Origin of the sequence: Pedobacter sp. AJM (genome assembly GCF_002197755.1) — a bacterium.
Taxonomy (GTDB): domain Bacteria; phylum Bacteroidota; class Bacteroidia; order Sphingobacteriales; family Sphingobacteriaceae; genus Pedobacter.
On the sequence record NZ_NHOT01000009.1, the window covers coordinates 72,195 to 87,385 of the forward strand.

General features: G+C 41.9%; 8 protein-coding genes. 1 reads left to right on the forward strand and 7 read right to left on the reverse strand.

Annotated elements, in window-relative coordinates; translation table 11 throughout:
* Positions 1 to 3: 3 nt before the first annotated feature.
* From CBW18_RS16020 to CBW18_RS16050, 7 genes are all read right to left on the reverse strand, one after another.
* A complete protein-coding gene (locus tag CBW18_RS16020) occupies positions 4 to 1,965 on the reverse strand; it encodes a glycoside hydrolase family 32 protein (protein ID WP_088302329.1) in 1,962 nt (653 codons plus the stop codon).
* Between the two features lie 8 nt (positions 1,966 to 1,973).
* Positions 1,974 to 3,533 carry a glycoside hydrolase family 32 protein gene (locus CBW18_RS16025; protein WP_088302330.1) on the reverse strand — a complete coding sequence of 520 codons (1,560 nt, stop codon included), beginning with the start codon at positions 3,531 to 3,533 and terminating at the stop codon, positions 1,974 to 1,976.
* A gap of 24 nt (positions 3,534 to 3,557) precedes the next feature.
* Entirely contained in the window at positions 3,558 to 4,928 is a 1,371-nt protein-coding gene (locus tag CBW18_RS16030; protein WP_088302331.1) for a DUF4960 domain-containing protein, read from the reverse strand.
* Between the two features lie 19 nt (positions 4,929 to 4,947).
* Positions 4,948 to 6,645, reverse strand: a complete 1,698-nt coding sequence (locus CBW18_RS16035) for a RagB/SusD family nutrient uptake outer membrane protein (RefSeq protein WP_088302332.1) — start codon at positions 6,643 to 6,645, stop codon at positions 4,948 to 4,950.
* Between the two features lie 18 nt (positions 6,646 to 6,663).
* Entirely contained in the window at positions 6,664 to 9,735 is a 3,072-nt protein-coding gene (locus tag CBW18_RS16040; protein ID WP_088302333.1) for a TonB-dependent receptor, read from the reverse strand.
* Between the two features lie 77 nt (positions 9,736 to 9,812).
* Positions 9,813 to 10,772: a carbohydrate kinase gene (locus tag CBW18_RS16045; RefSeq protein WP_088302334.1), complete on the reverse strand. Its 960-nt coding sequence runs from the start codon at positions 10,770 to 10,772 to the stop codon at positions 9,813 to 9,815.
* A 7-nt stretch (positions 10,773 to 10,779) separates the two neighbouring features.
* On the reverse strand, positions 10,780 to 12,114 hold the full coding sequence (locus CBW18_RS16050; protein WP_088302335.1) for a sugar porter family MFS transporter: 1,335 nt from the start codon (positions 12,112 to 12,114) through the stop codon (positions 10,780 to 10,782).
* A gap of 252 nt (positions 12,115 to 12,366) precedes the next feature.
* Here CBW18_RS16050 and CBW18_RS16055 point away from each other — a divergent pair, with 252 nt between their 5' ends.
* On the forward strand, positions 12,367 to 15,162 hold the full coding sequence (locus tag CBW18_RS16055; RefSeq protein WP_088302336.1) for a substrate-binding domain-containing protein: 2,796 nt from the start codon (positions 12,367 to 12,369) through the stop codon (positions 15,160 to 15,162).
* Positions 15,163 to 15,191 lie beyond the last annotated feature (29 nt).

The following is a 15,191-nucleotide window of genomic DNA, read 5'->3' on the forward strand; positions in this document are numbered from 1 at the left end:
TGCTTACCATATGCTTTTGAGTTTCCATGCCTGGATATTTAATGTTGTATTTCCACCCTCGGAAAAAGTCTCCAGACCGGTTTGAGCGTCAGCAGCAAAAGTTGTGGCACTTACCACATTTTCTCCGTCATTTGCGAATATTTCAATTGAGGATCGATCGACAAAGATATGTAAACGAAGGCTGCCTTTATCCAAAGCTAAGGGTACAGCATACTTTTTTGCAAATGATTTTGTAAAAGCGGTATCTGTATTGAAGTTGGTACAGTTGCGCCGGTCTAAGGTAAGTTCACCAAGCTGCGGATCGTACCTGAGTGCTAATTTTCTGCCTTCACCAACGAATAGGTTCAATCCAAAAGCCTTAGCGGTTCCGGGGGTAAATGTGGCATCAAGTTCATAAGAATTTACGTCGGGCTTAAAGTTTTTTAAAGATTGGAGACCTTTTAGCTGTAACTGTTGGTGAATACCGCTGTCGCGAAGTTGGGGGAGCTGCGGTATCGGCTGCTGAAAAACCCTCCATCCGGATGGCATCTCTCTCAAAGTCATCACCCTGGGAATAGATTGAAATCCCTTTCCCCATTTTGACGGTGCCTTGCGTGCATAGTCCCAGTTTCCCATCCAGCCGATGGCATGAACGGTGTCGGTCAGTCCGTTTTTGATGTCATAATCCCTCCAGGTTCTGATCGCATAATAATCAGGTCCGTAATCCAGCCACAAAGCATGTTCAAGGTGTTGATTGCTCAACTGATCTGAGAACACGATATGATCAATAGCGATGAATCCGGTAGTCGTATCTTTGCTCAAATCTACAAGCTCTAGTTGTGCTTTTTTACCCATCCAGGATCGTACATCCCATCCATTCCATTTAAATACCTTGGTATTATCACCATGAGTTGTCTTTACTACCTTGCCATCTACCAAAAGGTTTATACAGGTACTATCCTGGTGATTTCCACCAATCAGCAAAAAATTAATGGCTTTTGTGCTGATGGTGAAAGGCTGGGATTTTGACCGAAAAACTGTTGCAGAAGCATTTTCGGTACTCAGGTAATGCTTACCTAGATAATCAGTCACACCAGATACTTTGTTTTCATGCTCTTCCGCAAACTTCGGCCATTTTAAATTTTTGCCCTCAAAATCCTCAAAAACAGATCCTTTAATACCTTGTCCAACACTAAGGTATTCTGCAATTTTTTTATCCGTTACAAAAGTCTTCCCATTAAAATTGCCCACAAAATACTGTACCCGGTTCGGACCTCTTCCAATAATGAGCACCCATTTCTTCTCATTAGATCCTTCAATCGGAAGTTCGAAAAGATCAGGACATTCCCAAAATGAATTTTTGGCACCCAAGCCTTCAAAGCTGCTGCAAAATGCCCAGTTTTTGAGATCTGATGACTGATAAATATGAACCTGCTGCACGTCAGGCCGGGAAACGACCATCTTCCAGCTTTTGTCCTGTTCATACCAGAAAACCTGTGGATCCCTGAAAAACACTTTATTGATATCCAGAATCGGATTCTTTTGGTAATAGTCAAAACTTTGCCCCTCATTATTACTGATGGAAATGGCTTGTGTTTCAGGAAGTGAATCACCGGGAAGGTGTTTGGTGTAAAAAGCGATCATGCTATTCTTTCCAAATCCACTGGTGTTCATTTTGTCTACAACCACCGATCCGCTGAAGTAAGAAAATCCCATTCCTTCTTTCATAGGTCTGGGCATTTCCTGCCAGTGAACCAGATCCTTCGAAACCGCATGGCCCCACCAAAAAAGATGGTAGGTATTATTGTAATGAACAAGTCCATCCGGGTCGCCCATCCATCCTTTTGCAGGACTAAAATGATACATAGGCCGGTATTCCTGTGCTTTTCTATCGATTTCCTGGCCATTTACATAGCCGCTCAACAATAAAAACAGTCCAAGTACATACCGAAAATCAAAACCATATCCAGATTTATTGCTCATCATCTTGAGGATTAATGGGTTGATACTTTCAAACTAGTCACTTTTAACTCTAATCCAGTAGCAGTTAGCGACCATGACGTTCCTTTTGCACCATAACTTCTGTTGGTTAGTGCAACCTGGTCATTAAGATAGAGTACGATGATCGATCCATCCACGATAACACTAAAGTCGTATGTTTTTCCCTGTTCGAAAACAAACGGAACACGGGTAACTTCCTGGCCATTGTTATAGGCGGCAATACGTTTTGATGCCGGTTCGAACCTGATCTGGTAAGATCCGCTAAGATCAGTTTTTGCATTAAAGTTTAAGGAAGCCGTTCCGCTAAGATTGCTTAAAGATAGTTTTCCTTTAACCATAGTTGTTCCGTTAAGCGCTGCAAACCTGTATCCTGAAGCTGAAGAGGTTCCGGTTAGGGTGTAGTTGCCGGCCGATCCGCTAACGGTGCCGATCTGAGCGCTCACGGTAGCGTCAGCATCTTTACTGAAATAACTTTTTACGCTACTTGGGGCTTTCACCGCAAGCTTATCGTTACCCAGCTTAGTAATTTGCTGGCTGATAAGGTTTCCTCCCCAGGTGCGAACACCATTATCGTTTTCCGGACTGCGGCGGTGTGCCCAGCCGAAGGCATAACGTTCAGTACCATTACTTGCTGTTTTACCGGCATAAAACTGATGCCCGTCGAACATATCCATGCCATCTGTTGGCTTCAACCATGGCCCCGCTGAAGACGATGCTACCCTATAATGGGTTCCCGGACTTGTGCTCCAATCTTCTGCAAAAAGCATAAAATATTTGTCATCAATTTTAAAAACATCCGCACATTCGAGCATCAGGTAATCACCTTCAACCGAAAGAGGCCCCCTTAACTGCCAGTTATCACTTGCCGGATCGGCACTGGTGTAAACGAGAATTACACCTTTGTTGTCTTTTTGAGCACTCACCATCATCCAGTAGGTAGAAAATTCAGTATTGTAGAATACATAAGGATCTCTAAAGTCTGTTGTTGCATAACCGTCTGGTGCTTTTAGCGCAAAACCAGCCTTCTTTGTCCAACCGGTGGTTGTGCTGCTGGTGGCATACATAATCGCTTCGCGGGTATTGGCTGAAACCAATGCGCTGTTGTTATTCTGCAACCAGCTGTTATTTGCATTATAACCTGTATAGTAAAAGTAATTGGTATTTCCAGCCTTTACCATAGACCCTGTGCCAATGAGGTGATCTTGTGTAGATTTATTGCCATATGGAATCATCTCGCCATCATAGTTGAAATCGAGCAGGTTTTTAGAGCTCAGCTTATGGATCGCATGCTGACCAGTGCTGCTTTGCTTCACCTGATCCGGATCATCATGCAGAAAAAACAGTTCGAACTGCCCGTTCACATAGCTGGGCATCACATCTCCAACCCAACCCGTGGCCTGTCCTGTAGTAGAGTTCGGGCTTATCTGTGGTTTCGGGAAAATGTTAAATTTCTCTTCGCTAAAAGGTTCCGCCGGGGCGTAGGTTTTTTCTTTGGTGCAAGACAGGAAAAGCGAAATCGCCATTCCTGCTAATAATATTCTTTTCAATGCCATGTTATTTCACTATTTAATTGTGAATTATTTTTTTAGATAGTCGATCGCATTTTTAGTCAGCCTGCGAATATTCGTGATGAATCTATTACTTGTAGGTGCACCATTTTGAGGTTCGGAATACCAGTCGTAGGCACCAAAAGTGATAACCACTACATTTCCTAGGCCATTTGTTTGAGGCCATTCAGCAATGCCAACGCGGCCGTCAAGGTTATCATCCCATGCTTCAGATGCCAGGTTTATGCCACCAGTCTGCTGACGCCATCCTGCACCGTTCATGTAGCCTCCCCATTCCGGAAGAAACCACCAGGCTGTGTGGTTAAGCCTGAAAGTTCCCTTTTGCAGAAGGTTGGCCTTACCGGTTTCATAGGTTTCTAAACCCTGAAACAGGGGATGAGATTCCTTGCCTTTGAAAGAGATACCCCAATCGCTGCCATTTTCGATAAATCCATTCGGGAGAAAGTCGCCAAAAACATTATTTGGCCCTTTACCGGCTGGCACTACATCTAATGCTTCAACATACTTGCCGGCAAAAGAGGTTAACAGCAAACTTCCACCTCCATTCCGGTAAGCTTTCAGGGCCGTTAAACTGGCCGTACTGGTAGCCTGCGTTGGGAGGTCCTGTGCAGAATCGAAGTGCCACCAGATTACCTTATAGTTAGAAAGGCGTTTTCCGGTTTCTAAAGCACCAAATGAAATATAGTCTGCAGTAGGGTAGGTGGAGAAAAACCAGTCACTTGCTGCTTTTTCGTCAGGGTTCGTTATTGCCGATCTTGAACTTGCCGTGCCTAAAAATGCATATTCACTTACCGAATTGCTGATAAAGGTGACCTGGTAACTTGTTGTAAAATTGCCTTTAGTGAACGTATAGGTTACGGGTTGATTGAAATTCTGTGCTGTGCCACTTAGTGGGCTAACCACAACATCTGATTCTATGACTGGTTTAATTCCAGACAAATCTGTTCCATCGGGAAGGATTAACGTTGCGGTACGGTTATCGTGATTAATTGATGCCTTTAAGCTGCCTACGGAAACGCTTTTGAGTGGGGGCGTAATTTTCACCGTTGTTGAATAATCTTTGAAGAGATTTCCATTCACTACCCTGAAATCTACGACACCGGTAAAATTGATGGGTTTATTGAAATTCATGGAGCTTGTTGCGCCATCTGGCATTTCCAGCTTAGGCATCAAATTTGAAATATCTGTGCCAAAAGGAACATTAACGCTTATCGCACCTGTTTTTTGGTCGATAGTAGCAGCAATACCATTAATCGAATAAGACATGAGTTGTACCTGACTGTCAAGTTTAAAATCATTGTTCTTATCCTTTTTGCAGCCCAGGATGGTTAAGGCCATTACAAAAGCAAAAAATGCTTTCAATATTTGCTTTAATTTCATTTTCTAATATTTTAACGGTTTAGTAACCTGGATTTTGAACATAGTTGTTTTCACTAAAGAATATCTGGTTCTGAGGAATTGGCAGGTATTCGTCCCTTCCTTTTGTAAATCTCGCACTCGTAAAGATGCTTCTGAAGCTTTTTTCCGAATCAAAAAAGGAGTTGATCACCTGATCGGCTACGCCCCATCGGATGAGATCAAAAAACCTTTCTCCCTCCAGTGCCATTTCTAAACGGCGTTCAAATCGCAGGGCTTTTCTGGCGTTTACCTGATCCCATACTATATTTGTTCCCGGAACATATTGCTGTACGTTGTATCTGGAGGTGGGCTGTCCGTTGGCCATCACCAGTTTTGCCGTGCTTTTAGATGCCCGGTCTCTTATCGCATTTATGATTGGTAAAGCTTCACTTTGCCTGCCCAGTTCAATCAGCGCTTCTGCTTTAAATAACATCACATCAGCTAATCTGATCATAATTCTGGCTTTTGTATTGCCGAAAAACGGAGCAACATTTATAAAACAGTCGCAATCAGGGGATACGTTTTCTTTCATCGAATTATAAGTTCCGTACAGCGGAATATTCCTGCTCCAACTTGCCGTAACCACTCTTGTCGGATCATATTTCCATGGCGCTCCGGGTCTGGATATGGTATGGTCTACTCGTGGATCGACTGTGTTTGTAGCGAAATCGACATTCTGTTGGTTGAAAGTATCAAATAATGGTATTCCGGTGGTTGTTGTTCTGAAAGCATTCATCAGCGTTTGTGACGGTTTTTGGAAATCGCAGCATCCGATACCTTGTGGTACCGTAAGCATATCACCGAAGTTCACCCGGCCTCGTCCTGCGCCATCATTACTGGAAAACTGAACAGACATAATTGCTTCAATGCCATTCTCGAATGCTCCTGACGTGAAATTATTTGCAAAATCTGCCTGTAGCTTATAGGATGAAGCCAACACCTGATCTGATGCATCAATAACCTGCTGCAACCTGTTCTGGTCGATTCCTGTTACAGCGTGTGTTGTATTCTGCGTGTACGCCTGGAACAAACGTGTTTTCGCTAAAAAAGCGTAAGCCGCAAATTTGTTGGCTCTTCCGATCTGTGGTTGGGTTGCAGGTAGTGCCTCAGCAGCCGCCTGGAAGTCACCGGCAATCTTCTCCAGAATCTGATCCCTGGTTAGTGCGTTGTTCTTTATATTTTTGTATTCATCTGAAGGTACTGTATCATCAATATACGGGATATTTTTAAACAGGTTCTCTACCATCAGGTACCAGTATCCGCGTAAGAAACGAAGTTCGGCTAAACGGGTTTTAACCAATGGATATTCCGCTTCGCTAAATTTGCTCAGCACCCTGATGCCTTCATTTGCACGCCTGATGCCTACATAGATGTTAAACCAGATGACATCATAGTTCCATTGATCCGGTCTGGAGGCAATAAAAGTCTCCATATTATGGAAAACATCTCCATCATTGATGCCACCACCGCCTTTATAGGCATCATCAGCGCGGATATTTCCATACTGGTACATGCTAAATGCCCTGTTAATTTCATCGTTTCCTAGTTGTGAATAGGCTGCGGTTACAAATCCCTCGGCTTGTGCCGGAGTGGCAACCTGGTTTTCGTTAAGCGAACCTTTGGGTCCAACTTCAAGTGCTTTTTTGCAGCCTGTGGCTAATATCAGCGAGACAGCAAGGGTGATTATATATTTTTTCATAATAAAATCTTCAATTATTTAAAATCTTACATTAATTCCGGCGGTGACAACCAGTGGATTAGGGTAGCCAAACCCAGGAGTTTCCGGATCCAGACCGGTGAAGGATTTTGACTTCATTAAAATGGCTAAATTATCTCCTCCTACGTACACACGAAGATTTTGCATTTTTAACTTGCTGATTAGCTGCTTATTAAATGTGTAGCCAATTTGCGCATTTCTCAGTTTCAGATAAGATCCATTTTCTATAAAATAGGTTGAAAGACGGGATTCGAAATTATCATCTGTCAGTGCCACTGCCGGAATATCGGAGTTCGGATTGGAAGGTGACCAGGCATTTAATAGTCTTGCCCCTTTATTTGAGGAGGACTCAATGGCGCTCCAGAAATCCGTATATGATTTGGCCTCATTTAATATAGCAACATCACCTATGCCCTGCAGAAGAAAAGAGAAATCAAAATTTTTGTAGTTGATGTTTGCATTAAAGCCATAAGTATATTTTGGCAAAGGATTTCCGATCCAGGTACGGTCATTTGCATTGACAACGCCATCATTGTTTAAATCCACATAGCGGATTCGCCCAAGTCCCTTGTTGGGCTGTGCAGCATGATTATCTACTTCAGCCTGCGTTCTGAAAAGACCATCGGCAACATAACCAAAGAATGATCCAAAAGTTCTTCCCAGGATATTCTGTCCCTGGCCATCACCTCCGTAGGCGTTTACAACTGCCGGAGGCAAATAGGTAACCTTATTTCTAACCATATCGAAATTACCGTTCACATCGATGCTTAAATCATCCGTTAAGCTGCTTTTGTGCCCCAGGGATAATTCAAATCCACGGTTTTGCATGGATGCCCCGTTTACATAGGTATTACCGCCTTCTCCCAACACACCAATATATGGAGGAAGCAATAAGATGCCGGTGGTGTTTTTAAGGTAATAGCCAATGCTACCATACAATTTTTGTTTCCAGAGCGAAAAGTCGAGGGCGACATTGCTCATTTCTGTTGCTTCCCAACGCAGGTTTGGATTGGCATTCTGAGACAGATAAAACCCTGAAGGAAGCACGCCGCTTTTGTTACCATTAATATCATAAGAAGTGATATTGTAGTTAGACAGGTAAATATTATAAATTGCGTTATTGTTAATTTCCTGGTTACCGGTTTTTCCCCATCCTGCATGAAGTTTCAAATCGTCTACAATGGAGGTATTGTTCTTTATAAAAGATTCTTCGCTAATTCTCCAGGCACCTGAGAATGCAGGGAACCAGCCATATTTATTGTTCGCTCCAAACCTGGAAGAGCCGTCTCTTCTGATGGTTGCAGATAGGAGGTAGCGATCCATAAATGAATAATTCGCCCTGCCTATATAAGACATCAGTACGTTTTTTGCACCACTGCCGCTGTTGTCTTTTATGCCCGTACCCGCATCTAAATAAAGGTAATCAGGATCTTCTAAAACAAATCCTTCCCGTGATGCCATAAAAGTATTGTTATTTTCCACAAAGTGTTCTGTTCCTGCAAAAGCATTCAGGCGGTGATTGCCCGACTCCAGGCTGTAGTTCAGGGTATTGGTCCAGGTGGTTTTCACATTGTGTGTCTGGGTATTGATTACTTTGTTCACATCATTAACCAGGTAACCGCTCTGGTATTTTTTTTGCCAGTTCCTGCTGGTATAGTCACCGTAATCAATCCCGAAATTGGATTTGAATGTCAAACCCTTAGCGATTTTAACATCTGCAAAGAAATTACCAAATAACCTCATATAATCATAGCCATTTTGTTGATTATCTTCCAGTACCCGAACAGGATTCTGGCGATCGTTCATCCCATCAACAGGACCACCCCAGCCTATGCCATCTACGGTATGAACCGGTATAATAGGCAATGCCTGTAGTGCAGAATTAATAATGTCGGCAGCAACTTCTTTTGTTTTGGTTACGCTCAGGTTCTGACCTATCGTCAATCCACCATTGAATAACTTATAGTCTGAATTTATTCTCGCTGAAATACGGTTAAATCCGGTCGTTCTTACAATACCTTTGTTGTCAAAGTAGCCGAGTGAAAGTAAGTAGTGTCCGCTTTCAGTTCCGCTTGAAACCTGGGCATCATAGTTCTGAATAATACCAAGCTGAGATACTTCTTTAAACCAATCTGTATTTGAAGTGCGAAGGGTTTGTGTCGAGTTTAGAAATTCGGGTAAAAGTACCTTATTCAATACGGGCTGATTGGTGTTTGGATCAACCTTCCAGTCGAATTGATAACGCAATCCATTAGAATTAGGATCGAGGTTTTTGTTGACATAGGCCTGCCACAAAATTTTACCATAACCTTCTGCATCCAGCATCTCTAACTTATTGACATAAGTTGAAAGCGATGAATACGCATTCCCACTCAACTGTGTCTTACCTGTTTTTCCTTTTTTAGTCGTGATAACGATTACACCGTTTCCTGCCCTGGCACCATAGATACTGGCAGACGAAGCATCTTTAAGAATCTGCATGGATTCAATATCTGCCTGATTAAGTTCATGCATGCCTGATTTAGTGGGTACGCCATCAATAATGTATAGAGGGTCGTTGTTATTTAAAGTTCCGATACCCCTGATTCGAATGGTTGCCGGAGCGCTGGGCGCTCCGTTTCCTGTGATGTATACGCCCGCTACCTGGCCTTGCAATGCTTTCATTGGATTGGCTACAGATTGCTTTTTAAGTTCATCTACATCTACAATGGCCACATCACCTGTCAGATCTTTTTTCCTTTCCGTCTGGTAGCCCGTTACCACCACATCATTCAGGTTGGTGGCAGAGACTTCAAGTTGCGCGTCTACTACAGCGGTAGGGCCAACCTTTGAACTGACCGTCTGGGCACCCATGTAAATAAACCGGAGGGTTTGCCCCGCTGCAGCCTGGATTAAAAACTTCCCTTTTTCATCTGTTTGGGTGGACTTACCCGTTTCTACATTATAGACGGAAGCCCCCGGAATAGGTTTTGAGGATTTATCGGTGACCGTACCTGTAATGTTTCGGATTTGTGCATATGTACTTGCCATAAAGCAAAACACGAGAACACAGCAAAGTATTACTTTTCTCATAAAATATGGTTTATAATGGTTAGTTTTTTCTATATAATCAGCATTTGCCGGTTATAGTTTATTTGTTTTTTTAACCTCTAAGCAGCAGTATGCGCACTGTTACTGTCAGGTTTTGTCGTAAATAATTCGTTATAAAAGGCCTGGTATTCGTCAAAATTGTATTCAGGGCATCCGCCTTTCTTGGTTGCGATAAATGCACCCATCGCAATTGCTTTCTTCAGGATTTGCAAAGGTTGATCCCGGCGGTTGTGGGCCGCAATAAAGGCCGCTAGAAAGGAATCACCACTGCCAATGGTATCCTTTACTTTTACCTCATTTCCCCAAACATTATAGGTTTTGTCTAAATTATAGTATGAGGCACCAAACTCACCTTTGGTTACAATAACTTCTGGGATGTTAAACCGGTCTTGTATGAACCGTACTTTATCCGCTTCCCCTTTCAAAGAACCTCCGAACATGATTTGTACAATACCCAGTTCCGCCTCATTAAACTTGACAATGTCTGCTTTCGATAATAAATGACCTAATTGCGCCTGATTGATAAAAGGTGGACGGAGATTAATATCAAATACTTTAATGGCATCATTATCCAAAAGATGATAAAGGGTATTCCTTGAGGTTTCATTTCTGGACGCTAAACTTCCGAAAATAAAGTAAGTTGATGGTTTGATGTGCTGGAGCAGTTGCTGACTTTGATCAATAAAATCCCAGGCCACCGGAAACACGATCTCATAACTTACTTCATTGCCATTGTTCATTCTGGCCAGAACCTGACTGGTTTCATATTGCTTATCAACTTGTAAAAGCCCTGTGTTTATTCCCCAGTTTTCCATCAATTCAACAAGTTTCTGTCCATTTTCATCGTTCCCGATCCGGGTGATCAGACTTGAGTCCATGCCAAGCTTATTGAGGTGATAAGCAACATTCAACGGCGCCCCTCCAGGCTGTGGACCGTCTGGCAGTACATCCCACAGAATTTCTCCATAACATGTAGCTGGAGTAGAACTATAGTTTGGATTATTTATCATATTATTCATATATCAATTAATGCATCAAAACAACATTTTCTCCGATCTGCTCGAGTGACTTGCCTTTTGTTTCAGGCATCATTTTCCAAACGAACACCAACTGCAGGACCATCATTGCAGAGAAAAAGAAAAATATATTTGCACCTCCGAATGATTCTGCCAGGTAGGGAAAGCAAAATGCAATTAGTGCTGCCATTACCCAATGGGTAGAACTGCCGAGGGTTTGTCCTTTTGCCCTGACCTGATTGGGAAAGATTTCGGAAATGAATACCCAAATCACCGCGCCCTGAGAAAAAGCAAAGAAGGCAATGAAGAGCATGACATAAATCGGGATTTCGAAACCGCTGGATGAACCGCCCAGAAAAGCAAATGCAACAAGTCCAAGAGATACAATAAGACCTACAGAACCAATCAGCATCAAGGTTTTTCGACCAACTTTATCGATAATGTTAATGGCCAGTAGCGTGAAGATGAAATTGACCATTCCGATACCCACAGTAGATAAAAGCGAAGAATGTGCACCAAGTCCTGCCATTTCAAAAATTCTTGGCGCATAATAAATGATGGCATTTATTCCCGATACCTGGTTGAAGAATGCAAAAAGCACGGCGAGGATAACAGGTGTTTTGTACTTGCCTGAAAAAAGTCCGTCAGATGATTTATTTTGTTGCATATCCTGACCTGACTTCTGTATAGCGGCAAGTTCTTCATTGCAGTTTAGTGGATTGATGATACGCAGAATTTCCAGTGCTTTATCGTATGCACCTCGTTTTAGTATAAGCCATCTCGGGCTTTCGGGGATAAAGATAATCAGTACTAAAAAAATGATTGATGGAAATGCCTGAACGCCAAGCATCCATCGCCAGGAAGCATCACCACCCTGACTTAATAAATAGTTTGAAAGATAGGAAATCAGTATTCCCAATACCACATTAAACTGAAAAAGACCAACCAGTGTGCCCCGTCTGTGGGCGGGTGACACTTCTGATATGTAAATGGGTGCGGTTACAGAGGAGATGCCCACACCAAGTCCGCCAAGCAGGCGAAAGATCAAAAATATATACCAATTATCTGCAAGTGCAGTACCTACAGATGATAGCAGATAAGCCAGTGCTACAAAATAAAGTGTGTTTTTTCTGCCGAAATAATCAGAGGGACGTGATCCCACCAATGAGCCGATTACTGTTCCTATAAGTGCGATGGATATGGTAAGTCCGTGGGCGAATGCAGAGAGGTTCCAGAATTCCTGAATAGATTTTTCAGCACCTGAAATCACCGCTGTATCAAAGCCAAACAAAAAGCCGCCTAAGGCCACAACCATGGACCATGCCAGGACAGAGTGTTTTTTCATAAAAGTTTATTATTGGTTAAGGGTTGCAAATTATACCAAATGAGAAAAGCCTGCTATTAAAAATCTTTCAAAAACCTCTAAAAAATTAAATAACTCAACTATTTGTAAATCAGTGTATTAATTTAATTTATTGCTTCGGGATGCCCCATACTTTCAATATTTGAACACAATTCTTTAAATATGGTTACATGTCTGCCTGATGGGATTTATCCGGCGTTTCCGAAATTGAAAAGTAATCTCTAGCTTTAGTAGATGAATAACCAGATATTCTTTAAAACTTATCCAATACAACGTTTTAATATTTGCATTTCGAGCCTGATCTTTTGCCTGTTTTTTCTCACTTCCTGCTTCAAAAAACAGGAAGCGAAAAAGTTCACTATCGGTTTTTCCCAATGTGTAGGATCTGATTTATGGCGGAAGACCATGCTCGAAGAAATGAAAATGGAACTTTCCCTGCGTTCGGGAACCAACTTCATTTATATGGATGCGAACAACAGCAGCAAGAAGCAAATTCTACAAGTGGAAGAAATGATCAGTGATGGTATTGATCTTTTAATTATATCTCCAAATGAGGCTTCTCCCTTAACCGCTATTGTTGAACAGGTTTATGATAAAGGAATACCTGTAATTGTGCTGGATCGCAAAACATCCTCCACACAATATACCGCTTATGTAGGTGCAGAGAACTATCAGGTAGGAAAAATGGCCGGGCAATACATCAATAAACTGTTACATGGAAAGGGAAAGGTGGTTGAAATACTTGGACTGCCGGGATCTTCACCAGCCATAGAACGCGACAAGGGATTCTCTGATGAACTTCGTAATTTCCCGGGAATAAAGCTGGAATCGCAGCTTTATGGCAACTGGATCGCCGGCAGTACATACCAGGAACTGGGTAAAAACAAGGAAAAAATATTAGCCTCAGATGCCATCTTTGCTCACAATGATGTTATGGCCGCAAGTGCAAGAGCATTTCTTCGCTACCATAAATCAAGTAAACCCATCAAGGTAATTGGTGTGGATGCCCTTCCCGGTGCAGGCGGCGGACTACAGATGGTAAGTGATAAAAAAATTACAGCCAGTGTTTTATATCCTACAGGAGGAAAGGAAGCCATTAATATCGCTTTTAAAATTCTCAATAAAGAGCCCTTTTCAAAAGAAAACATTCTGCAGAGTTTAGTGATAGACAGTACATCGGTGCAATTAATGAAACTTCAATGGGCCAAGGTATCGAGTCAGCAAAAAGATATCGAACGCCAGCAAACGATGTTGGCCGATCAGCTCCAGATTTATGATAGTCAAAAGTTGGTGCTCAACATTATTGTCATTACCCTTGTTTTAGCCGTGATATTTGGCGGACTGGCATTCTTTTCCTTATTGGAGAACAGGAAAATCAACAAAAGCCTAGAACAAAAAAATGCCGAGATACTGGACCAACGCAATCAGCTGCTGGATGCTTCAGCAAAGATTGAAGCTGCAACCGAAGATAAGCTGAATTTTTTTACCAATATATCACATGAGTTCAGAACCCCTCTTACCCTGATACTATCTCCATTAGAAGATCTGCTTAAAAATAGCAATATCAATGCCGGAGAAAAAAGGGAACTTATCATGATCCAGAAGAATGCATATCGCCTCCTTAAGCTTGTGAATGAACTTATTGATTACAGAAAAATCGGGCATCAAAAATTCCAGGTACATCCAACCAGAAATAAGGTCCAGTCATTTTTAAATGAAATTGTAGAAAGCTTTCGCTACTGGGCATCAAAAAAAGATATTGCTTTAAAGCTTTCCGGACCTCAAGAAGATATTGTGGCCAATTTTGATACTAACATCCTGGAAAAGGTGATTTTGAATCTGTTAAGTAATGCATTGAAATTTACACCAAGTCACGGTAAGATACAGGTGAAATTATCAGGTGGAGAAAATGATTTTTCTATAGAGGTTACGGATAATGGTAGTGGCATGACTCAGGAGGAGGTACATCATGTGTGGGATCAGTTTTATCAATCCAATACCAATGAATCAAGAGGGTCTGGCCTCGGACTTTCTCTAACACGTGAACTCGTTTACTTACACGGGGGGACTATTGAAGTACAAAGCAGTAAATGGAAGGGAAGCACTTTCACGGTTGTGCTGCCTTATGGAAAAACGGTGATCGGAGAACATTTAGCCCTATATGCAGCTGACCGTAGCAGCACCTTAACTGAACAGGTTAAAGTTTTTATTACGCAGGATCTACCGGTTGAGGAAAAGCCACAAAATTTGATTCAGGAACATATAAAAGAGTACGCTGTCCTGATCATTGAGGATAACATCGATTTGTTAAATTATCTTCGTGAAAAATTTGCAGCCAATTATGAGGTTTTTACTGCATCTACTGGGAATCAGGGGCTGCATGAGGCTTTTGAGAAAATTCCTGATGTAATTGTTTCTGATGTAGTCATCCCCGGAATGTCGGGTAAGGAGATCGCAAAAACGCTAAAGACTGACCTTCGTACATCGCACATTCCCATTATTTTACTTACTGCGCAAGGTAGCCCCGAACAACAGATTGAAGGCATAAATAGCATGGCCGATATTTACATGACCAAACCTTTTCATTTTGATTATCTGCTGGCAAATATTCAGAACCTGCTTATGAACCGTATGATATTGAAAGAACATTATATCAGTGATATCAGCGGCAACACCGAAAAGAAATCAACGCTGAGTATACTGGATAGGAAATTCCTCAATGATTTTGCCGGAATTGTGGAGCATCATCTCAGTAATGAAGCCTTGAGCGTGGAGGATCTGGCCAAGACAATTGGCATTTCCCGTATTCAGCTTTATAGAAAAGTAAAGGCTTTACTTAACTGTAGCATTACCGATTATATTCTTAACCGCAGGCTAAAAAAAGCAAGCTACCTCTTAATAAATGAAGATTATTCGATTTCAGAAATTGCATTTAAAGTAGGCATTTCTTCACCAACCTATTTTTCAACTTTATTTAAAAGTAAATATGGAATAAGTCCAAGCGAATTTAAAAAAAAGCAAAGCAGTTAATTTAAAGCGGTATGATAAAGAAGGAAATG

What these genes read in the sequence shown, in the direction of transcription:
- CBW18_RS16045 (WP_088302334.1), bottom strand. Translation starts at nt 10,772, where the DNA reads ATGAATAATATGATAAATAATCCAAACTATAGTTCTACTCCAGCTACA.
- CBW18_RS16055 (WP_088302336.1), top strand. Translation starts at nt 12,367, where the DNA reads ATGAATAACCAGATATTCTTTAAAACTTATCCAATACAACGTTTTAAT.
- CBW18_RS16035 (WP_088302332.1), bottom strand. Translation starts at nt 6,645, where the DNA reads ATGAAAAAATATATAATCACCCTTGCTGTCTCGCTGATATTAGCCACA.
- CBW18_RS16050 (WP_088302335.1), bottom strand. Translation starts at nt 12,114, where the DNA reads ATGAAAAAACACTCTGTCCTGGCATGGTCCATGGTTGTGGCCTTAGGC.
- CBW18_RS16025 (WP_088302330.1), bottom strand. Translation starts at nt 3,533, where the DNA reads ATGGCATTGAAAAGAATATTATTAGCAGGAATGGCGATTTCGCTTTTC.
- CBW18_RS16030 (WP_088302331.1), bottom strand. Translation starts at nt 4,928, where the DNA reads ATGAAATTAAAGCAAATATTGAAAGCATTTTTTGCTTTTGTAATGGCC.
- CBW18_RS16020 (WP_088302329.1), bottom strand. Translation starts at nt 1,965, where the DNA reads ATGATGAGCAATAAATCTGGATATGGTTTTGATTTTCGGTATGTACTT.
- CBW18_RS16040 (WP_088302333.1), bottom strand. Translation starts at nt 9,735, where the DNA reads ATGAGAAAAGTAATACTTTGCTGTGTTCTCGTGTTTTGCTTTATGGCA.